Annotated in this window: 22 protein-coding genes; 20 read left to right on the top strand and 2 right to left on the bottom strand. The window is 30.3% G+C overall.

From position 1 onward, the window contains the following. The first annotated feature begins 172 nt into the window (after positions 1-172). From ACTHUW_RS09975 to ACTHUW_RS09890, 18 genes are all read left to right on the top strand, one after another. Positions 173-457, top strand: coding sequence for a hypothetical protein (locus ACTHUW_RS09975; RefSeq protein ID WP_442197081.1), 285 nt, complete (start codon positions 173-175; stop codon positions 455-457). Beyond that, on the top strand, positions 458-691 hold the full coding sequence (locus ACTHUW_RS09970; protein WP_442197080.1) for a hypothetical protein: 234 nt from the start codon (positions 458-460) through the stop codon (positions 689-691). 12 nt (positions 692-703) lie between these two features. Then, positions 704-1,054, top strand: a complete 351-nt coding sequence (locus ACTHUW_RS09965; RefSeq protein ID WP_442197079.1) for a hypothetical protein — start codon at positions 704-706, stop codon at positions 1,052-1,054. A 91-nt stretch (positions 1,055-1,145) separates the two neighbouring features. Then, positions 1,146-1,748: a hypothetical protein gene (locus tag ACTHUW_RS09960; RefSeq protein WP_442210713.1), complete on the top strand. Its 603-nt coding sequence runs from the start codon at positions 1,146-1,148 to the stop codon at positions 1,746-1,748. Between the two features lie 7 nt (positions 1,749-1,755). Beyond that, positions 1,756-2,022, top strand: a complete 267-nt coding sequence (locus tag ACTHUW_RS09955; protein ID WP_442213162.1) for a DUF6718 family protein — start codon at positions 1,756-1,758, stop codon at positions 2,020-2,022. A 64-nt stretch (positions 2,023-2,086) separates the two neighbouring features. After that, positions 2,087-2,587 (top strand): GNAT family N-acetyltransferase, encoded by a 501-nt coding sequence (locus tag ACTHUW_RS09950; protein WP_442197076.1) that lies wholly within the window; start codon positions 2,087-2,089, stop codon positions 2,585-2,587. 274 nt (positions 2,588-2,861) lie between these two features. After that, positions 2,862-4,025: a YkvI family membrane protein gene (locus ACTHUW_RS09945; protein WP_442213160.1), complete on the top strand. Its 1,164-nt coding sequence runs from the start codon at positions 2,862-2,864 to the stop codon at positions 4,023-4,025. Between the two features lie 142 nt (positions 4,026-4,167). Next, the gene (locus ACTHUW_RS09940) at positions 4,168-5,847 is read left to right on the top strand and encodes an AMP-binding protein (RefSeq protein WP_442210711.1); all 1,680 of its coding nucleotides are present in this window, start codon (positions 4,168-4,170) and stop codon (positions 5,845-5,847) included. 23 nt (positions 5,848-5,870) lie between these two features. After that, entirely contained in the window at positions 5,871-7,106 is a 1,236-nt protein-coding gene (locus tag ACTHUW_RS09935; protein WP_442213158.1) for a CaiB/BaiF CoA transferase family protein, read from the top strand. Next, complete coding sequence (locus ACTHUW_RS09930) at positions 7,106-7,894, top strand: acyl-CoA dehydratase activase (RefSeq protein WP_442213156.1); 789 nt, start codon at positions 7,106-7,108, stop codon at positions 7,892-7,894. Before ACTHUW_RS09935 ends, ACTHUW_RS09930 begins: the two co-directional genes overlap by 1 nt. Before the next feature lie 31 nt (positions 7,895-7,925). Then, entirely contained in the window at positions 7,926-9,152 is a 1,227-nt protein-coding gene (locus ACTHUW_RS09925) for a 2-hydroxyacyl-CoA dehydratase subunit D (RefSeq protein WP_442213154.1), read from the top strand. Then, positions 9,152-10,285: a 2-hydroxyacyl-CoA dehydratase subunit D gene (locus tag ACTHUW_RS09920; RefSeq protein ID WP_442213152.1), complete on the top strand. Its 1,134-nt coding sequence runs from the start codon at positions 9,152-9,154 to the stop codon at positions 10,283-10,285. Before ACTHUW_RS09925 ends, ACTHUW_RS09920 begins: the two co-directional genes overlap by 1 nt. A gap of 45 nt (positions 10,286-10,330) precedes the next feature. Continuing rightward, entirely contained in the window at positions 10,331-11,464 is a 1,134-nt protein-coding gene (locus tag ACTHUW_RS09915; RefSeq protein ID WP_442197069.1) for an acyl-CoA dehydrogenase family protein, read from the top strand. A 45-nt stretch (positions 11,465-11,509) separates the two neighbouring features. Further along, the gene (gene etfB / locus ACTHUW_RS09910) at positions 11,510-12,298 is read left to right on the top strand and encodes an electron transfer flavoprotein subunit beta (RefSeq protein WP_442197068.1); all 789 of its coding nucleotides are present in this window, start codon (positions 11,510-11,512) and stop codon (positions 12,296-12,298) included. Between the two features lie 24 nt (positions 12,299-12,322). After that, complete coding sequence (locus ACTHUW_RS09905; RefSeq protein ID WP_442213149.1) at positions 12,323-13,363, top strand: electron transfer flavoprotein subunit alpha/FixB family protein; 1,041 nt, start codon at positions 12,323-12,325, stop codon at positions 13,361-13,363. Positions 13,364-13,447: 84 nt separating this feature from the next. Then, on the top strand, positions 13,448-14,578 hold the full coding sequence (locus tag ACTHUW_RS09900; RefSeq protein ID WP_442213147.1) for an acyl-CoA dehydrogenase family protein: 1,131 nt from the start codon (positions 13,448-13,450) through the stop codon (positions 14,576-14,578). A 92-nt stretch (positions 14,579-14,670) separates the two neighbouring features. Further along, positions 14,671-15,261, top strand: a complete 591-nt coding sequence (locus tag ACTHUW_RS09895; RefSeq protein WP_442197065.1) for a hypothetical protein — start codon at positions 14,671-14,673, stop codon at positions 15,259-15,261. Positions 15,262-15,315: 54 nt separating this feature from the next. Next, on the top strand, positions 15,316-15,921 hold the full coding sequence (locus ACTHUW_RS09890; protein WP_442197064.1) for a TetR/AcrR family transcriptional regulator: 606 nt from the start codon (positions 15,316-15,318) through the stop codon (positions 15,919-15,921). 61 nt (positions 15,922-15,982) lie between these two features. Here ACTHUW_RS09890 and brnQ read toward each other — a convergent pair whose 3' ends face one another. Continuing rightward, the gene (brnQ, locus tag ACTHUW_RS09885) at positions 15,983-17,296 is read right to left on the bottom strand and encodes a branched-chain amino acid transport system II carrier protein (protein WP_442197063.1); all 1,314 of its coding nucleotides are present in this window, start codon (positions 17,294-17,296) and stop codon (positions 15,983-15,985) included. A gap of 50 nt (positions 17,297-17,346) precedes the next feature. Next, on the bottom strand, positions 17,347-18,336 hold the full coding sequence (locus tag ACTHUW_RS09880) for a D-isomer specific 2-hydroxyacid dehydrogenase family protein (protein ID WP_442197062.1): 990 nt from the start codon (positions 18,334-18,336) through the stop codon (positions 17,347-17,349). Between the two features lie 416 nt (positions 18,337-18,752). On the opposite strand from ACTHUW_RS09880, the gene ACTHUW_RS09875 reads away from it, so the two are divergent. Then, positions 18,753-20,009, top strand: a complete 1,257-nt coding sequence (locus ACTHUW_RS09875) for a pyridoxal phosphate-dependent aminotransferase (protein WP_442197082.1) — start codon at positions 18,753-18,755, stop codon at positions 20,007-20,009. Positions 20,010-21,043: 1,034 nt separating this feature from the next. Then, positions 21,044-21,325, top strand: a complete 282-nt coding sequence (locus ACTHUW_RS09870; protein ID WP_091636864.1) for a hypothetical protein — start codon at positions 21,044-21,046, stop codon at positions 21,323-21,325.

Genomic DNA, 21,325 nt, shown 5'->3' with positions numbered 1-21,325 from the left:
TTAAAAAAGAAAGTTAAAACTAAAGATTTTAACGCGTCGTAGACGCTATTTTTATGGGCTTTTTATTTTGAAACAGCCTCTTTCTTATAAAATATTTTAAAGGATTTCTTACTTTTTCATAGAATACATTATAATAGAATAGTTTTTAATAAATTTTTACAAGGAGAATTGTATGAAGAAAGTTTATATTATAGATTTGATTATGCTAATATTAAATATAATTAGCTTTATTTGGGCCAGTTATTTTATAGGAGATATGAGTATGACAGAGCTAATTATATATTCATTGTTTTTAACCGCCCAAATATTCATAAGTTTAAGGCTTAGAATATTTATGAAATATACGCCGGATTTCAAGCCTTCTTGGAAAGAATACATGTATATTTTTCTTTTGATACTAGCAAAAATACAATTTATTCTTGTAGTTTTAAATAATACCATTTCCATGCATTGGTAGGTGTTACATTTTGGGTTTTTAAGCTTATTTATAGTTGATTATTCTTATATTTCAGATGATAAACTAGTATATAATTTAAATAAAGCTATTAATATAGAGGATATAAAACATATTGAAACATATGATAAACTTTTTTCTATCATTTATATAAATGGATATTTGAAAAGTCAAAAGAAAATCAAATTTAAGCTGAGTAAGGAAGAATTTGATTATTTAGAAGAAAATATTAATTAAAAGGGATTTTTTATGTTATTTAATTTAGTTTTGATACCAATTGAAATGCTTTTTATATATATGATTATTAAAATACAAAAAGAAATAACAAAAATGCACTACACGTCAGTTAAAGCAGAAAAATATTTGGATAATATATACAAACTTGATAAAGTATACATAGAAAATTATAATAAAAAATATAATCTTCCTCCTCTATATATAAACTTACTTGTATTAATAGTTATGTCAATATCTACAATTATATTTGAAAGAGAAATATACCATAAGTTTATCATGGGAGGATTTGGTGTTTATTTTATAGTTTTAACTATATTCACAGGATTAGGAATGCTAAATATGTATAAAAAGCTGAATGAATAGAATTTAATATATTTTAAATATGATATAATTAAAGAAATAAGCACTGAAGTATATTACAATATCAATAAAACCATTAAAAGAGAGGTAAGTTATGAATTATAATAATACAGTATTACCCTCAAAACAAATATTGTATATATTATCCTATAAATCCAGCTTAAAAAAAAGTATAAAACAATTGTCATTAAGAAAAGTAGATATAAATTTTATAATACAAGATATAATAGAGTATAATCGTTTTATTAGATCTAAAGATGAATTTTTATATTTGAAGAATAAGCGCTTAAAATCAATACAGTCTTCACTACTAAAATATAATAAATATATAAATGGTAAAGGATGTAAAGTTTCACATTGTTTTAATGATATTTTAGATATAAGAGTTTTTTTAGAGGAATATCCAAATACATTTCCTGAATATTTTAGAGTGGTAGATATGAGAGAAGGAAAAAAAGATGATGATGGATATAGGGATATACACTTATACTATCAAAAAGATGCATATCATTATCCAATTGAAGTTCAATTATGGTGTGGTAGTGATATAAAATTTAATATATGGAGTCACACAAGTGTATATAAGTATGTACCACAAGAAGTAGGTTTAAAATTAAGAAAATTATATGATATGGGTAAAATAAAGACACAGATACAATTTGAAAATAAATTAAAAGAGATGATGGAAAGGAGATAGAACTAATATGACAGTAGAAAAATATCTAGATACTAATATACCAGTCTTATATATAGTTGCTAAATCATTTAATGAAAAGGGGAGTATATATTATAGACTTAAAAACAGATTAGAAATTAGAAGTGTTCCAGAGGTTCTAGAGCTTCTAAGACCAGATGGTATGCAAATAGTCTTACTAGATAATAAAGAAACGTATGAAGAATATGCTCCTTATAAAGAAGTTAAAGAATTAAGAGAATTTATAAATTTAGTTGGCAATACGAAGCTAAACTAATCTTAAATAGTATTTTAAATATGATATAGTAATAAGCAATATGATTAAAAGAAAGGGATTGTAAATGGAAAACTTTGATAAAATATGGGATATATATAATAGTTCTTTTCCTGAAGATGAAAAGAGAAATTTAAATTTACAAAAAGAAATATTAAAAGATCCAAGATATAAAATGAAATCTTTAAAAGATGATGAAAAAGTAGTGGGTTTTATAACTACTTGGGATATGGATGATTATTTATTTGTAGAACATTTTGCTATAGATGAAAAATATAGGGGCAAAAGTTATGGCAAAAAATTTTTGAAAGATTTAATAAATAAAACTGATAAGAATGTAGTTTTAGAAGTAGAGTTGCCAGATACAAAAATAGCTAAAAGAAGAATTGGTTTTTATGAAAGATTAAATTTTAAACTAAATAATTATGATTATATGCAACCAGCATATGGTAAGGATAAAGAGCCTATGCCGCTTATGATTATGACATATCCTGAAACTATAGATAAGGATGAATTTAATGAAGTTAAGGACAATTTATATAATATAGTATATTCAAAAATAGACTAGAAATTTCTAGTCTATTTTTACTTGTATTTTCTATTATCCTTAAAACAAGAAAGATTGTTAAAAATTTATAAATTTTCATTGACATGATATTAAATGTACCATACAATTACAATATAAAGTTAGAACACGTTCTAAGTTTATAAATACATACATATATATAAATATAAGAAAAATTTAAGGTAATATTTTTAAAATGAATTAAGTAAGGAAGTTAAAGGTATGATTCAAACATTTAATCAAAGTGTTGAATAAATAATAATCAAGGGGGTAATTAATGATGAAATTATTTAAGACAAACAATATGTCAGTACCAATAGGAGTGGCATTTGTTTGGTTTACAACGCAATTTGGAGGGGGATTTGCATCTGGAGCACAGTTATTCCAATATTTTATAATATTTGGTATTTGGACACTGATAACACCTATTTTAGCTCAAGTAATATCGGCTGTTTTTCAATGGTATGCTCTTAAATATGCAAAGGTAAATGACGTATATGACTATAGAAGTTTTAATGATAGCTTTTATGGTAAGTTTTCTCCTATATTTTCTAATTTGTATGAATTAGTTTATATATTCTTACTTTGTTTAGCACCTTCAGTTGCTTTTGCAACAGGTGGTTCCACTATGGCAGAACTTTTAGGGATCCCATATTTAATTTGTACTATGATTATAGGGGTATTTATTTTTATTATTGCAGTATATGGTACAGATATTGTGCGTAAAGCAGCTTCTGCTATATCAATTATTATAATATTAGGTTTATTAATAGTATATATTCCAAATATTATTGCGCAATGGGGAGAAATCACAAAAAATATTGGCAACTTGGCTGCTCAAAAGGCACCTATTGGACCAGCACTATGGAAAAGTTTTTTATATGCTGCATTTCAGTTGGCTTCCATTGGTTTAATGGTTCAACATGCTAAAGCTTTTACTTCAGAAAAGGAAGCAAAGACTAGTATGATTTATGGAGTAATCATAAATTCAGGAATTATATTCATCTCTACCTTAGGATTAATGGCAGTTGTAAGTATGCCAGGAATCCAACAAGAAAGTATTCCTATTTTGACATTAGTACGTAATGGTGTAGGGAGTTCATTTATGACACCAATGATTTCAATACTTATTGTTTTGGGGGCTATTTCAACGGCAGTTAATATGATTGCTGGAATTGTAAATCGTATAGTTAGCAAATTTGAAATAGAAAAACCACTAAATGCTAAAGATAGAGCAAAACCGTCCAAATTAACTATATTTACTACAGCAGGATTTATTATTTTAGCCTTTGGTATAGCCCAGTTTGGATTGTTACCATTAATTAAGGTAGGGTATGGTTATTTAGGTTATATTACAATAGCTGTTGTAATTATCCCGTATATAATTCATATGATTTTTAGTGGATTAGGTAAAACAAAAAAGATTGTTAAAAATTTATAAATTTTCATTGACAGACTCACAAATAATGTTTATAATTAAATTAAGAAAAGTAGAACATGTTCTAGAATGTTAAAAGAACTAAGCAAATATTTTTTTAGCATGCATTGTCATTTTTATAACAAAGAAAATTCGAGGTGTTATTATGGATTTAAAGGATATTACAATCGGAGACTACCTTAAAAAAACTGCAAATTTATTTCCAGATGACATAGCTATAATATCTTATGAAAAAGAAGAAGATTTAACTTGGTCAATGGTTGATGAATTATCAGATATATATGCAAAGGGTTTACTTTCTCTTGGCTTAGAGAAAGGTGATCATATGGCTATTTGGGGCAGCAATAAGATTGAATGGATACTTTGCTTTTTAGCTGCTAGTAAAATTGGTGTATGCACGATTACAGTTAATATCAATTATCGCCTTGAAGAAGTTGAAAGGTTATTAGAAGAATCAGATGCTAAAGCTCTTGTTTTTATGGATGGTTTTAGGGATGTTAACTATATAGAAATAGTAGATCAGATCATAGCAAGATCAAAAAGTGGTTTAAATAATACTTTTAAGCTTTTAAAACATTTTATACATTTTGGAGATAATGAATGCAAGAACTCAATAGAACTTTTAGATATTTTTCAAATGGGAAAAAATCTTGAAGATGAAAAACTTGAAAGACAAATGTTAGAACTTGATACACAAGATGTAATCAATATTCAATTTACATCAGGAACTACTGGTATGTCAAAAGGAGTTATGCTTACACATCATAATCTAGTGAATAATTCATATTCAACTGGAAAACTTCTTAAATTGACTAATAAAGATAAGCTTTGTTTAGCCTTACCATTCTTTCATTGCTTTGGATTATCTGCTGGTATTTTAATGTGTATTGGAAATGCCACAAGTATGGTTTTAGTAGAATGCTATAGGGCATCAGAAGTTATGAAAGTAGCTAGTGAAGAAAAATGTACAGTTCTTCATGGTGTTCCAACTATGTTTACTAGAATAATGGAGCATCCAAATTTTAATCAATATGATTTTTCCAATTTACGCACAGGTCTTGTAGCAGGAGCAATGTGTAATGAAGATACAATTACAGATATTATTTGCAAACTTGGAATGAAAGATATAGAAATTGGCTATGGCCAAACAGAATGCTCACCCGCTTGTACTCAGACTAGGTCAGATGATTCAACTCAAAGGAAGATTTCATCTGTTGGAAAACCTTTGCCTAATGTAGAAATGAAAGTAGTAGATTTTATAACAGGAAAAGAATGTCCTACAGCTATTCAAGGTGAATTAGCTACTAGAGGCTATCATGTGATGAAGGGCTATTATAAAAATGAAATACTGACCAGAAAGTCTATTGACTCTGATGGATGGCTTTTTACAGGAGATATTGGCTTTGTTGATGATGAGGGCTATTATTATGTATCTGGAAGAATCAAGGAAACTATTATAAGGGGTGGAGAAAATATAAGCCCAACAGAGATAGAAGATTGTTTGATTCAGCATAAGAGTATAAAAAACGCCCAAGTTTATGGAATTCCAGAGGCATGCTATGGTGAAGAAATAGCTGCAACTATCCAACTTGAAGAAGATTGTTTTTTAGATGCTGATCAAGTAAAGGATTTTTTATCAAGTAAGATAGCTAGATATAAGATACCCAAATATATAGAATTTTGTATAGATTATCCTCTGACAGCTAGTGGTAAGATCAAAAAATATATTTTAAAAGAAAATATGATAAAAAAGTTGAAAAATGATAATTTTTTTGGCAAAGCATTATCCAAGAAAAAAGATGCTTTTTATATAGAAAATAAATAAGAAGAAAGTAGGAGGGAAATTAAATGACAGGAAATGAAAATGCTTTAGAAGGAATTAAGGTAATTGAATTAGCGAACTTTATAGCAGCACCAGCATGTGGAAGATTTTTAGCAGATTGTGGGGCAGAGGTTATTAAAATTGAAGCACCAGGTGGAGATGCCTTGCGTTATACAGCTCCATCAGAAGGTAGGCCATTAGACCAACATGAAAACACAACATTTGATCTTGAAAATGCAAATAAAAAAGGTATTGCAATTAACTTAAAAGATCCAAATGCAAAGAAAATACTCTTTAAATTAATCGATGATGCAGACATATTTTTGACAAACTGGCGTCCAGGAGCTCTTAAAAGAGCAGGACTTGATTATGAAACATTAAAGGAAAGATATCCTAAATTAGTTTATTCACAAATTGTTGGTTATGGTGAAAAAGGTCCAGATAAGGATCTACCAGGTTTTGATTTTACTGCCTTTTTTGCAAGAGGAGGTATAACTGGAACTCTTTATGAAAAAGGTACTGTACCAATGAATGTTATACCAGGTCTTGGAGATCATCAAGCAGGTATGTTTTTAGCAGCAGGAACTATGGCAGCTCTTTATCGTGCAAAGATGACTGGTAAGGGTGAAAAAGTATCTACAGGTTTATTCCAAAGTGCAATATATACTGTTGGTATGATGCTTCAAGCAGCTCAATATCCAGAGTATGGTTTTAAATATCCTATGCACAGAAAAGATACTCCAAATCCATTCCTTATAGCGCAAAAGACAAAGGATGATCACTTCATCCAAACTTGTATGCCTCCTTATGACCTATATTATGATAGATACATGAAGGCTATAGGAAGAGAAGACCTTATAGGTGATGAAAGATATTCTAAGATAGAAAATCTTGGAGAAAGATCTGTTGAAATGTTTGAAATCATTGAAAAACAAATGCTTTTAAAAGATAAGGATGAATGGAATGAAATTCTTAGAGAAGCAGATATTCCGTTTTCTATTGCACAAACTTGGGAAGAACTTTTAGAAGATGAGCAGGCTTGGGCTAATGATTACCTATATGAAATGGAGTATGACAATGGTAATAAAAGAACTTTAGTACGTCCACCGGTTACATTTGAAGAAGCTGGTCTTAGTAAATATGAAAAAGGACCTCTTTTAGGAGAGCATTCTATAGAAGTTCTTAAGGACTTAGGCTATAGTGATGAAGAAATTGAAAAAATGAAAGAAAATAAAGAAATTGTAACTTGGGATGAAAAGTAATGACTGATAAATATACAATGGGTGTAGATATTGGTTCTACAGCATCTAAATGTATTATATTAAAAAACGGAAAAGATATTGTAGGAAGTAGTGTTATATCAGTAGGGACTGGAACGAGTGGTTCTGAACGTGTTATAGCTGAGGCCCTTAAAAGAGCTGATAAAAAAATAGAAGAAATATCTAAGACAATTGCAACAGGATATGGACGAAATACCTTAAAAAGTGCTGATAAAGAGATGAGTGAATTAAGTTGTCATTCAAAGGGAGCAAGATTTCTCTTTCCAGATGTTCAAACTCTTATTGATATTGGAGGACAAGATGCTAAGGTATTAAAGATTTCATCTAAAGGTAGGCTAATGAACTTTGTTATGAATGATAAATGTGCTGCAGGTACAGGAAGATTTTTAGATGTTATGAGCAATGTATTAGAAATTGATATATCAAAACTTGCAGAAACTGGAGCAGAGTCAAAAGAGCCAGTATCAATTAGTTCTACTTGTACGGTGTTTGCTGAATCTGAGGTTATATCTCACCTATCAAGGGGAGAGGCAATATGTGATATTATTGCTGGTATTCACAATTCAGTTTCAAGTCGTGTAGCTGGTCTTGCTAAGAGACTCGGAGTTATTTCACCAGTTGCTATGACAGGGGGAGTTGCACAAAATTTAGGGGTTGTAAAGGCTCTTGAAAAAGAGCTAAATGTATCAATAGAAACATCACCTTTGACACAAGTAGCAGGTGCTCTTGGGGCAGCTCTTTATGCATATGATCTTTTAGAGAAAGAGTAATAGATATATATAATAAAAAGGAGTGAGATAGATGCAAGAAAAAACCGAACAGGCACCTAAAAAAGCCAAACATCTTTTAAGAGATATAGTAAGCAGACACTATCAGAATGCATGGGATGCAAAAGAAAAGGGTGAAAAGGTTGGATGGTGTGCTTCTAACTTTCCACAAGAAATTTGTGAAACATTAGGAGTACCAGTAGTTTATCCTGAAAATCAAGCAGCAGCAATATCAGCAAAAGGTGCAGGCCTTAAGATGTGTGAGCATTCTGAGTCAAATGGATATTCAAATGATATATGCGCATATGCTAGAATAAGTCTTGCTTATATGGATCTTAAAGAATGTAAAGAGATGGATATGCCACAACCTGATTTCGTACTTTGCTGTAACAATATTTGCAATCAAATGATTAAATGGTATGAAAATATAGCAAGGGAATTAGATATACCAATGATTTTCATAGATATACCTTATAATACAGAATTTGAAACATCAGATGATAGGGTTAAATATATACGAGCTCAATTTGATGATGCTATCGTTCAACTTGAAGAAATAACAGGTAAAACGTTTTCTGAAGAAAGATTTAAAGAAGTTATGGAGATTTCTCAAAGATCTTCAAAAGCATGGCTAGGAGCAACAGAATATACAAAATATACTCCATCACCACTTAATGGCTTTGATTTATTTAACCACATGGCAGTTGCAGTTTGTGCTCGTGGAAAGATAGAAACGGCTATTGCATTTGAGCTTTTAGAAAAGGAATATGAGCAAGCTGTAAAGGATGGAACATCTACCTATAGGGGAGAGCAAGATTATCGTGTTTTATTCGAAGGTATTGCTTGTTGGCCATATTTACGACATAAGCTTACTACACTGATGAAATACAATATAAATGTAGTTGGTACTGTTTATGCAGATGCTTTTGGTGTAATTTATAGCAATGTAGAAGAGATGATGAAAGCTTATTCTTATGTACCTAATGCAGTTTCTTTTGAACGTGCATTAAATATGAGAGTTAAGGTTGTTAATAAAAACAATTGTGATGGTGCAGTTATTCATACAAATAGAAGTTGTAAAATGTGGAGTGGCTTTATGTATGAATTAGAAAGAAAACTTCGTGAAGAAACAGATATTCCAACAGTAACCTTTGATGGTGATCAGGCGGATCCTAGAAATTTCTCTGAAGCACAATATGATACTAGGATACAAGGATTATATGAAGTTATGGAAGCTAATAGGAAGGGGGATAAGCTATAATGACTAATGATATTAAAGGGCTTTTAGAAGAGTTTAGTAAAATAGCATCTGAACCTAATGCTAGAATTGATCATTATATAAATAAGGGAAAAAAGGTTATAGGATGTTTGCCAGTTTATTGCCCAGAGGAAATTGTATATGCAGCTGGCATGGTACCATTTGGTATTTGGGGAGCTGAGCGTGAAGTTTCAGAAGCAAAGATGTATTTCCCTTCATTTATTTGCTCTATTTTACAAACAAGTCTTGAAATGGGACTTAGAGGTCATTTGGATAAATTATCAGCTGTAATGATTCCAGGGCTTTGTGATTCCCTAAAGTGTATGGGTCAAAACTGGAAGCAAGGTGTTAAAAATGTTGAACTTATTCCTGTAATTCATCCTCAAAATAGAAAAATAGAAGCAGCAGTTGAATTTTTAGGAAGTCAATATAAGACAATTAAAAGCAAACTTGAAGAGATTTCAGGCAATGAAATAAGTGATGAAAAATTACAAGATGCAATTAATGTATATAATCAACATAGAAAAAGCATGAGAGAATTTATTGAAATAGCTGCTAAATATCCTAATTTAATAACTCCTTCACAAAGAAGTGCTGTTATAAAGAGTTCATATTTTATGGAAAAACCAGAACATAGTAAAATGCTTGATGAATTGATTAAATTATGTAAAGAACAATCAGAAAAAGAATGGGATGGACTTAAGGTAGTTACTACAGGTATTATAGCAGATAGTCCAAGTATTCTAAAAATATTAGAAGATAACAATATTGCTATTGTTGCTGATGATATTGCACATGAATCACGTCAATTTAGAACAGATGTGGTAGCTAGTGATGATCCTATAGAAGCACTTGCAAGACAATTTTCTGATAGGGATGGCTGTTCAGTACTATATGATCCAGAGAAAAAACGTGGAAGCATGATTATAGATAAGGTAGAGAAATATGATGCAGATGCTATCATTGTATTGATGACAAAGTTTTGTGATCCTGAAGAATATGATTATCCAATTATGAAAAAAGAATTTGATGAAAGAGAGATTCCAACTATATTAATAGAGGTTGATCAACAGATGAAAAATTATGAACAGGCAAGGACTATGGTAGAAACATTTTCTGATATGGTAACTATATAATATTTTAATTTAAATAAAAAAAATATAATAATAAAGGAGTAGACTATGATTTTTAATAAAGAACATGAATTAGTAAGAAAACTAGCTAAGGAATTTGCTGAAAATGAATTAGAACCAATAGCGGCAGAAATAGATGAAACAACTGTTTATCCTAAAGAATTGATTAAAAAATTAGCAGATGCAAACTTTTTTGGTATAACTATGCCAAAGGAATATGGTGGAGCTGAAGCAGATTACAGAAGTTATGTAATAATCATGGAAGAACTTTGTAGAAAGTGTGCTAGTACAGGAACCTATGTTTCTTCTCCGAATTCATTAATGGGGGCTCCTTTAGTAGATGTTGGAAGTGATGAACAAAAGAAAAACTATTTAATGCCAATGATTAAAGGAGAAAAAATAGGATCATTTGGTCTAACAGAACCAGGAGCTGGATCTGATGCAGCAGCTATTCAAACCACTGCAGTAAAAGATGGAGATTACTATATATTAAATGGTAGAAAGACTTTCATAACTCATGCACCTATTGCTGATTTTACAATAATATTTGCTAAAACAGATGAATCAAAAGGTATAAAAGGAATCAGTGCCTTTATAGTAGATAAGGATTTAGAAGGATATAGTGTAGGAAAACCAGAAAATAAGATGGGTGTAAGAGGATCTAAAACAAGTGATGTTATATTAGAAAATGTAAGAGTTCATAAGGATATGCTTTTAGGAAAAGAAAACAAAGGATTTTTAACTGCTATGAAAACACTAGATACAGGTAGACTAGGTATAGCTGCTCAAGCTATAGGTATAGCTCAAGGTGCTATGGATGAGGCAATTAAATATACTAAAGAAAGAAAGCAGTTTGGAAGATCAATATCAAAATTCCAAGGAATACAATTTGACCTAGCAGAAATGGAAACAAAATTAAATGCAGCACGTCTTTTAACATACAATACAGCTCTTAAAAAAGACCAGGGCTTAGATGCATCAAAAGACGCGTCAATGGCAAAATTATTTGCAGCAGAAGTTGCTACTGAAATCACATCAAAGGCACTTCAATTCCATGGAGGATATGGATATATTAAAGATTATTCTATAGAGAGATTATATAGAGATGTTAGAATAACTTCTATATATGAAGGTACATCAGAAGTACAAAAGATGGTAATAGCAGGAAAACTATTAAAGTAGATAAATAAATCAAATATATTAATAGTAATTACAAGGAGGATGAATATGAAAATTGTTGTTTGTGTAAAACAAGTTCCAGATACAAATGAAGTTAAAATAGATCCTATAAAAGGAACGCTTATTCGTGAGGGAATTCCAAGTATTTTAAATCCTGATGATGCGAATGCATTAGAGGGAGCATTACAATTAAAAGATAAATATGATGATGTAAGTGTAACAGTTCTTACAATGGGGCCTCCTCAAGCAGATGATATGTTAAGAGAATGTTTAGCTATGGGAGCTGATGATGCAATTCATTTAAGTGGTAGAGAGTTTGCTGGTGGAGATACTTGGGCTACTTCTAATGCTATAGCAGCAGGAATTAAACAAATAGAAGATTATGATATTATATTTGCTGGAAGACAAGCAATAGATGGAGATACTGCACAAGTTGGGCCACAGATTGCAGAGAGACTGGGAATCAGCCAAGTTACTTATGTACAAGATCTTAAAATAGATGGAGATAAGCTTACTATAGAAAGACAACTAGAAGATGGTTATGAAGTAATAGAAGCAAAAACTCCAATATTACTTACAGCAATCAAAGAATTAGGTCAACCAAGATATATGAGCGTTAAGGGGATTTTTGATGCATATGGACAAAAGGAAGTAAATGTATGGGGATTTGACCATTTAGGTATTGAAAAAGAAGAGGTTGGATTAAATGCATCTCCAACTAGGGTTAAGAAATCATTTGTGCCAAGTCCAAAAGGAAAAGGCGTTATGCTTGAAGGCTCAATAAAAGACATGACTGATGAATTAGTTATAGAACTTAAACAAAAATACGTTATTTAATATACAGAAACAGGAGGGAATATTATGCCAATAGTTAAGGATCTTTCTACGTACAAAAATGTATGGGTATTTGCAGAACAAAGACAAGGTAAAATCATGAAAGTAGCAATAGAGCTACTTGGAGAAGGTAGAAAATTAGCAGAAAAAACTGATAGCAAGTTATGTGCTATTCTTTTAGGTCACGAAACTGATGACTTAGCACGTGAATTAGTTGCATATGGTGCTGATAAGGTATATGTAGCTGATCATGAATTATTAAAGGATTTCACAACTGATGGATATACAAAAGTAATTTCAGAGGCAATCGATGAAATAAAGCCAGAAATCATTTTAATGGGTGCAACACACATTGGTAGAGATTTGGCACCAAGAGTTGCAGCTAGAGTAGATACAGGACTTACAGCAGATTGTACTCAATTAGAAATAGATTCAGAAGATAACAAGATATTACAAACTCGTCCTGCTTTTGGTGGAAACCTTATGGCAACTATATCTTGCGAGAAGCATAGACCACAAATGTCTACAGTAAGACCAGGTGTTATGGATAAATCTGATAGAGATGATTCAAGAGAAGGTGAAATAATAAAACTTGATGTAAAATTATCCGAAGAAGATATAAGAACAAAGGTAATAAAATTTGTAAAACAAGAAAAAGAATTAGTATCACTTACAGATGCAGAGATAATTGTATCTGGTGGAAATGGACTAGGAAGTATTGATGGTTTCAAATTGATAGGAGAATTAGCAGATAAATTAGGTGGAGTAGTTGGTTCATCTCGTGCAACTGTTGATGCTGGATGGATTGATCATTCTCATCAGGTAGGTCAAACAGGTACTACGGTTAAACCTGTAATCTATATTGCATGTGGTATATCTGGAGCAATCCAACATTTAGCTGGTATGCAAAATGCTGATATAATAATTGCTATTAATAAAAATCCAAATGCACCAATATTTGATGTTGCAGACTATGGAATTGTTGGAGATTTATATGAGGTAATTCCTCAATTAATGGAATCTATTGATAATGGTGAAAATTTAGTAAGTCTATTTAAAGAAGCATAAAAATAAAAGAGTTAATAAAGTAATGAAGCTATATATATAGCTTCATTACTTTATTAAATAAGATGTAAATAAGGGGGTACTTTTATGTTTACAAAACAACATGAACTAGTTAGAAAACTTGCAATCAACTTTGCTGAAACTGAGCTTGAACCTATTGCAGCTGAGGTAGATGAGACTGGTGAATTTCCTGTTGAAATCATAAAAAAAATGGCAAAGGCAAATTTCTTTGGTATAAAAATGCCTAAGAAATATGGTGGTGCTGAGGCAGACTTTAGATCATATGTCATCATAATGGAGGAAATTGCTCGAAAATCAGGAGTAGCTAGTATTTATTTATCTTCACCAAATTCACTTATGGGTACACCATTTTTAATTTCTGGAACAGAAGAACAAAAACAAAAATATCTTGTTCCTATGATAAGTGGAGAAAAAATGTTTTCATTTGGTCTTACTGAACCAGGTGCAGGATCTGATGCCGGTTCGCTTCAAACAACAGCAGTGGAAGATGGAGACTATTATATATTAAATGGAAGAAAGACTTTTATTACAGGAGCTCCTTTTGCAGATTATGTTGTAATCTTTGCTAAGACAGATATGACTAAAGGAACAAGAGGTATTACTTCTTTTGTTGTAGATACTAAGCTTGAAGGAGTATCTATGGGTAAGCCAGAGAAAAAAATGGGTATGATAGGTTGTGCAACGAGTGATGTTATACTTGAAAATGTAAGGGTTCACAAATCAGATATTCTTGGAAATATTAACAAGGGCTTTACAACAGCTATGAAAACTTTAGATATAGGACGTATAGGTGTTGCAGCTCAAGCTCTTGGCATAGCACAAGCAGCTATGGATGAGGCTATTAAGTATACTAAGGAAAGAAAGCAATTTGGAAGATCAATATCAAACTTCCAAGGCATACAGTTCATGCTAGCAGAGATGGAAACAAAACTAAATGCTGCACGTCTTTTGACATATAATGCTGCCTATAAAAAAGATATGGGGAAAGATGCAAGTAAGGATGCTTCTATGGCTAAATATTATGCTTCTGAAATAGCACAAGAGATTGTAAATGATTCCCTTCAGATGCATGGTGGTTATGGTTATATTAAAGATTATACTATTGAAAGATTGTATAGGGATGTACGTGTTATTTCAATCTATGAAGGCACATCAGAAATTCAAAAGATGGTAATAGCAGGGAAGTTATTGAAATAACATCTATATAAAAAAAGGAATAAAGATTGAGAGGAAGAAATTACATGAAATTAAAGAGTACTTTATGGACTATATTATTTGGGGGATTTTTCTTGGTTTTATTAATTCCAGCAACAAGAGATATTTTCATGGGATTTTCTAGCCAACATCCCTATATAGGTGGATTTATAAAATTTTTCATTCTAGCTACATTTGGAGAGATAATTGGGCTTAAGATTGTCTCTGGTAAGTTTAAATTGCCAGAAGGCATATTATATAGGGCTAGTGTATGGGGTCTTTTAGGAATAGCTAGTACGCTTGCATTTACATTGTTTTCTGGTGGTGTAGCATTTGCTCAAAGTGTTGATTATTTACCAGGATTAAATAATCTCTTATTAACTGCATTTTTAACTAGTTTGGTTATGAACGCTACCTTTGGTGCTGTACTTATGATCACCCATCGTATAACAGATACTTATATAGATTTGATGTTAGAAAAAAAAGAAAATCTAAATATGAAACTTGTATTGGAAACAATAAAATGGCCGGAGTTTTTTTCTTTTGTAATATTTAAAACCTTACCATTTTTCTGGTTGCCAGCACATACAGCAGTTTTTATAGTACCTAGTGAATTTAGAGTTTTATTTGCAGCATCACTTTCAGTTGCCTTAGGTGTGATACTTGGTTTTGCTAAGAGAAAATAAATTAGATTACTTGTGGTATAATGATATAAATATATACAAGCAGGAGGTATCATCTTGAGTAAAATAAAGGAAAAACAATTAGCAAAGAGAAAGTTTATCATAGAAAAGGCAACTAACTTAATGAATGAGGTAGGATTTGAAGGATTAACTATCCGTATGATTTGTGATGTATCTGGTATTTCTGCTGGAACCTTTTATCACTATTTTGAGAATAAGTCGGATTTAATTATAGAATTATTTGCTTTAATAGATGATTATTTTGAAGAAAATGTGTTAGATAGATTAAACAGTGAAGATGAATTAAAAAATATAATTATATTTTGCAAAGGTTTTGTTGAGTATGTAACAATGGTTGGAGTAGAAAGAAGTAAGCTTATCAACTCTATGTTTCCTGCTTATAGTAAAGAAAGACAAGATGAAGAAACTGAGCGTGTTGTTTACAGAGAATTACATAAGATTATAATTAGGGGACAAGAAAAAGGACAGATCACTTATAAGTATAGTTCAAGGCGACTAGTTGATATGATTCTTGTTATGATAAGGGGTTATACCTTTGACTGGGGAAGACGAGAAGGATCATATGATTTGGTAGAAAATACTGAACAAATGATATCTTTATTTGTAAAATCCCTTAAGGCTAATGAGCAGATTAAATTTTAATAAAGAAAAAACCGCTTGGAATCATTAATGATTCCAAGCGGTTTTTAATATCTATATTTACTTATATTGCAGTATTTCTTTCTGCAAAGACCGCGCCGCCTGTCATCTTACCATATATCATACCTACAATACCTAGTACTATAGCTGGGAAAATCCAAGGAAATCCAAAAGATGCAAGAGGGAATTTCTCTATTATACTCATAGTGCCTGATAATATGCCAAGAGAACCATTTAAAGTTTCTATTAAGCTTACTAAGAAAGCTCCTATTACAGCACCGGTATAAGTGGTATTGTATTTAATGTACCTATCAAATAAAGTCATTAGTATTAAAGTTATCATCACAGGATATGCAATAGCTAAAACTGGAAATGCAATTTTAATTAATCCTTCGAGTCCAAATAAAGATAAGAAAACACTTACTATTACTGAAAGAGTTGCAACAAGCTTGTAAGAAAGCTTTCCATTACTTATACTATTAAAATAGTTTGCTGCTGTAGCTGTAAGACCTATTGAAGTAGTTAAGCAAGCTAGGGCTATAACAAGAGCTATAGGTGCTGTACCAATACTCCCAAAAAGGTTACCTACTATGCCAAGGAGTAAAGGTGCTCTTTCGATATTTTGGTCAAATACAGAACCTGCTGTAGAACCTACGAAAGTAAGACCACCATACACATAAACTAATAAAACTCCTGCAACTAATCCTATTCTTTTAGTCATATATTGTTGTTTTTTACGATCCTTATATCCTTTAAATACTAAATCTGTTAGCACTATACCTGCCATAAGTGAAGCACCTAAGGCATCCATAGTTTGATATCCTTCTTGGAAACCATTTAAAAATAAATTACCACCAGATGCTTGAGTTGCTGTTCCTATAGGATTAAATATACTTAAACCTATTATAGCAGTAAGTATAATTAATAATAATGGAGTTAAATATTTTCCAATTGTGTCAATTACAGTACTTGGATTTATTACTAATACATAAGTAACTGCAAAAAATATTAAGGATGTCACTATAAGTGGTGAATTTGGTACTATAGGATTTACAGCTATTTCATATACGGTTGTTGCTGTCCTTGGAACTGCAAATAAAGGTCCTATAGTTAAAATACAAACTGCTCCTAAAAATTTTGCGAATTTAGGACTTACTCTTTTACCTAAATCTTCAGCCTTTCCTCCAACTTTCGATGTTGCTATTACACCAAGAACTGGTAAAACAGGATCTGTAAGTAAAAATCCAAATGCTGCTATATACCAGGACGTACCTGAACTTAGTCCTAAACTTGGTGGGAAAATTAAATTACCAGCGCCAAAAAATATTGCAAATAATGCAAATCCAGTAAATAAAATGTCTCTTCTTTCTTTTATCATTTTGGCATTCTCCGTTCTTTATAAGGATTAATTTTAAAACTTAAATATTATTATTTATTAACGTGATTATTGCATGTTCCTTTTTCACCAAAATCTTTTATATTTATAAGTGTAGTTTCTACCATGTTTGATACAGCTTCATCCGTATAGAAACCAAAGTGAGGTGTAAGTACTACATTAGGGAAATTTCTTAATTTTGCTAGTGTATCATCTTGTAAAATTGTATTTACTTTGCTGTTATGATAAGTCCCTACTTCATGCTCATAAGTATCTAAAGCAGCTCCTGCTACTTTTCCAGATTTTAATCCTTCAATAAGTGCTTCAGTGTCAATTAGTGCTCCACGTGCTGAGTTTATGATGAAAACTCCATCTTTCATTTTTTCAATACTATCTTTTCCTATCATGTGCTTATTATCTTCTGTTAGAGGACAATGAAGTGTTATTATATCTGCTTTTTCGTATAATTCATCTAAAGATACATAATCAAGATATTCTTTTGCTTTTTCATTTTCATATAAATCATAGCCTATCATCTTTGGTCCAAAACCTGAAAATCCTTTAATTACCTCTAATCCAATTCTGCCTGTTCCTATTATACCTATAGTTAAATTTCTTAACTCTACACCAATTAAACCATTTAAACTAAAATCTTGTATAGCTACTCTTCTTAGAGCAAAAGGTATTTTTCTTGTCAAACATAAGGTAAGACCAACAGCAAATTCAGAAACAGAATTAGGTGAATAAGCCGCTACATTTGCTACTTCTATACCTAGTTCATTAGCAGAATCTAGATTTATATTATTTACTCCAGCAGACCTACTTGCTAAAAATTTGATTCCATATGATTTTATTTTTTCTAATGCTTCCTTGTTAGCATTGCAATTTCCTAAAATAGAAACAGCATCATAACCTTCTGCTAAATGAGCTACATCTGGACCAAAAGATTGTGGGATTAACTTTACCTCATGTCCATAATCTTCTGAAAACTGTTCAAACGATTCTACTTCGTCAGGTCTTACACAATAAGCTAAAATTTTCATAGTGATACCTCCAATTATAATTTTGTTTTAAAAGACTTACCATAATACTACTTACTCTAATATAACATAATTAAAAATTTAACAATAGATGATAACGTTTTCAAATATTTAAAATAAATAATATTGAAGACTTATCTAAAAAATCACTGTCAAAAAATCAATTAATATAATTAGATTTAAGTTGTCAATATGTAAAAATAAAGCTTACATTTAATAGAAAAAAATGTAAGCTAAATGTAAAAATATTCTTGATAAATATAATTTACCATATTGATTGTTATTTGTCAAACACATTCTAATTTTTATTATAACATGTTTTAATTTATTTAATTTATTTTTTGACAAAGTATTTTTAATGTGTTAAATTGTAATTATTAACATGCATTTAAAAAATATAAGGGGTGATTTATGTGAGTATGAACATGGTTGCTAAACACGCAATATGGCCTAGAGAGAATGATATAATATTTGGTATTGCAGGCAAGGCTGCTGAAGCTGTTAAGAAATTTGGGAAGGAAGATGTAATTAATTCAACAATTGGTGCACTTATGGATGATGATGGGAATCTTATAACTATGAAATCAGTTTTTGAACAATTTAGAGCATTACCTGATGCTGAAATTTCTGCATATGCAGGCTTAGCAGGTCAACCAGATTTCTTAGAAGCAGTTAAGGAAAATTGTTTTAGAGAATATCAACCTGATGCTTTTATTCAAGCTGTTGCAACACCAGGGGGAACTGGATCTATAAAGCATGCAGTATGGAATTATACTAATCCAGGTGATCAAGTATTAACTTCTGATTGGTATTGGGCACCTTATGATACTATTACTGAAGAAATAGATAGATCAATCAAAACTTATAAATTATTTAATGATAAAAATGAATTTAATATAGAATCTTTTAAAGAAAACTTCAATGAATTAGTTAAGAAACAAAAAAGAGTATTATCTATAATCAATACTCCAGCACATAATCCTACAGGATATAGTTTAACAGATGATGACTGGAAGCAAGTTCTTGATGTAATGAAAGCAGCTGCAAAAGATAAGGAAAATAGAATTTCTCTTTTTGTTGATGTTGCATATATTGATTTTGCAGGAAAAGCTGATGAAAAAAGAAAGTTCTTTAAACAATTCTCTAATCTTCCGGAAAACGTTTTTGTGATGGTTGGATTTAGTATGTCTAAGGGCTTTACTATGTATGGATTTAGAAGTGGTGCTATCATAGGTATATCTTCTAGTGAAGATCTTGTTGAAGAGTTTAAATATGCATGTATTCATTCTGGAAGAGCTAACTGGTCAAATGGTAACAGAGGCGCTATGGCAACTATGACAGCAATTAATAATAATCCAGAAATATTAGAAAAGTATAGTAAGGAAAAAGATATGTATAAAAATATGCTTCAAGATAGAGCGGCAGCATTTGTTGAGGCTGCAGAAGAAGTAGATCTTGAATTACTTCCATACAGAGATGGATTCTTTGTAAGTATACCTTGTGATGATCCAGTGAAATATTCTGATAAGTTAATGGAAAAGAATGTATTTGTAGTTCCTCTTAAGATGGGATTGAGATTTGCAGTGTGTGCTGTTTCTGAAGAAAAATGCAGAAAAGCTCCTGCACTTATAAAAGAAGCATTATCAGAAAAACAAACTAGTGAAAATATAGCATAATGAAAAAGAAGGCCTTTTATCACTATTAAATTAGTTGTAAAAGGCCTTTTTTCTATGTATTTTTATCCCTTCTTAAATTGTAATAATAGACATTAATTACAATAAAAAAGACTGTATTTAAATTTTAAAAATATGGCAAATTATGATATTATTATAATTATATTTATGATAGCGTATTATTTCTAAGAGTATAAAATAAAAAAATATAAAATATTTATCACTAATATAATAGCCATAAAAGATAGAAATGAGATGATACTAAATTGAAGGAAAAAATATATTATAGTAATTATTTTTTAATAGTTGCAATTTATATTTCAATAGCATTTATTATTAAATTTACCAATCTAACTAATGAAATTAGTAATCAAATTATTTTTGTGGTAATGGTTTTGATTAGTTTAATCATGAATATATCCTCAATACTCACTTTTTTGATTTGGAGAAAAGAAATGCCCAGAAAAGATAAGGTGACTATATTAATTTTTATATTTATGACCTTAATTGTACAATTTCAATTTTTTATGAAAAACTAAAATAATTATTATATTAATAAAAATATAAAATAGTAAAATATAATATTTATATTATATTAATGAGTTTGTCATAATAAGAATTGAGTAAAACTCAAGACTGAAACTTAGGAGGGATTTTTATTGAAGAGTTCGTTAAATTTATCAGAGCCTTTTTAGTGATTTTATCTTGTTTATTGTTAATATTTAGCATTTTTGCTTGGGGATCTGGATTTAAAATAGGTACTTCTGAGCTTTTACCAATACTAGTTTCAAGTCTTTTGAATTTATTTTTATTATTAATTTACTGGTTACTAGGAATAGGGTATATTAAGCCTTTTAGCATCTTAGAAAATAAAGCTATTAAAATATTATCTAAAGTAGGGTTTGGAGGAAACATATTAATGCTCCTGCTTTCTATATTAATTATTATTGGATTTGGAATTATACCTTAGTACATTTTATTTAGTTTGTCTTAATGCTAATTGAGTAAAACTGAAAGAAAGTTAAGGAGAATTTAAAATGGATTTTATTTATGAATTAATATTTTTAGGACTTACAGATACAACTCAAAATTCAAAAGTTCCTAGACCTATTCGTATTGTCGCAGCTATTTTGGTAAGTATTATATTCATAATATCTATCATAACTCTTGGAATATATGTAGTTGTTGCTGTAGATCAAGGAATACTTAAAAGATTAATTAGTGCTTTTTTGTTATTAGTAATTGCTGGATATTACATATATCTTTTAAAAGCTATTACAAAAACAAATAAGAAATATTTAAATAAGAATAATGATTAG

This window comes from Senegalia sp. (in: firmicutes), from assembly GCF_052088025.1.
Lineage (GTDB): Bacteria > Bacillota > Clostridia > Tissierellales > SIT17 > Anaeromonas.
The sequence above is the reverse complement of the archived record's forward strand: the minus strand, read 5'-3'. Positions and strand labels throughout refer to the sequence as shown.

Bases quoted from the DNA above. Each gene is read 5' to 3' on its own strand.
- ACTHUW_RS09975 (WP_442197081.1), top strand. From the start codon at position 173: ATGAAGAAAGTTTATATTATAGATTTGATTATGCTAATATTAAATATA.
- ACTHUW_RS09965 (WP_442197079.1), top strand. From the start codon at position 704: ATGTTATTTAATTTAGTTTTGATACCAATTGAAATGCTTTTTATATAT.
- ACTHUW_RS09960 (WP_442210713.1), top strand. From the start codon at position 1,146: ATGAATTATAATAATACAGTATTACCCTCAAAACAAATATTGTATATA.
- ACTHUW_RS09955 (WP_442213162.1), top strand. From the start codon at position 1,756: ATGACAGTAGAAAAATATCTAGATACTAATATACCAGTCTTATATATA.
- ACTHUW_RS09950 (WP_442197076.1), top strand. From the start codon at position 2,087: ATGGAAAACTTTGATAAAATATGGGATATATATAATAGTTCTTTTCCT.
- ACTHUW_RS09945 (WP_442213160.1), top strand. From the start codon at position 2,862: ATGATGAAATTATTTAAGACAAACAATATGTCAGTACCAATAGGAGTG.
- ACTHUW_RS09940 (WP_442210711.1), top strand. From the start codon at position 4,168: ATGGATTTAAAGGATATTACAATCGGAGACTACCTTAAAAAAACTGCA.
- ACTHUW_RS09935 (WP_442213158.1), top strand. From the start codon at position 5,871: ATGACAGGAAATGAAAATGCTTTAGAAGGAATTAAGGTAATTGAATTA.
- ACTHUW_RS09930 (WP_442213156.1), top strand. From the start codon at position 7,106: ATGACTGATAAATATACAATGGGTGTAGATATTGGTTCTACAGCATCT.
- ACTHUW_RS09925 (WP_442213154.1), top strand. From the start codon at position 7,926: ATGCAAGAAAAAACCGAACAGGCACCTAAAAAAGCCAAACATCTTTTA.
- ACTHUW_RS09920 (WP_442213152.1), top strand. From the start codon at position 9,152: ATGACTAATGATATTAAAGGGCTTTTAGAAGAGTTTAGTAAAATAGCA.
- ACTHUW_RS09915 (WP_442197069.1), top strand. From the start codon at position 10,331: ATGATTTTTAATAAAGAACATGAATTAGTAAGAAAACTAGCTAAGGAA.
- etfB (WP_442197068.1), top strand. From the start codon at position 11,510: ATGAAAATTGTTGTTTGTGTAAAACAAGTTCCAGATACAAATGAAGTT.
- ACTHUW_RS09905 (WP_442213149.1), top strand. From the start codon at position 12,323: ATGCCAATAGTTAAGGATCTTTCTACGTACAAAAATGTATGGGTATTT.
- ACTHUW_RS09900 (WP_442213147.1), top strand. From the start codon at position 13,448: ATGTTTACAAAACAACATGAACTAGTTAGAAAACTTGCAATCAACTTT.
- brnQ (WP_442197063.1), bottom strand. From the start codon at position 17,296: ATGATAAAAGAAAGAAGAGACATTTTATTTACTGGATTTGCATTATTT.
- ACTHUW_RS09880 (WP_442197062.1), bottom strand. From the start codon at position 18,336: ATGAAAATTTTAGCTTATTGTGTAAGACCTGACGAAGTAGAATCGTTT.
- ACTHUW_RS09875 (WP_442197082.1), top strand. From the start codon at position 18,753: ATGAACATGGTTGCTAAACACGCAATATGGCCTAGAGAGAATGATATA.
- ACTHUW_RS09870 (WP_091636864.1), top strand. From the start codon at position 21,044: ATGGATTTTATTTATGAATTAATATTTTTAGGACTTACAGATACAACT.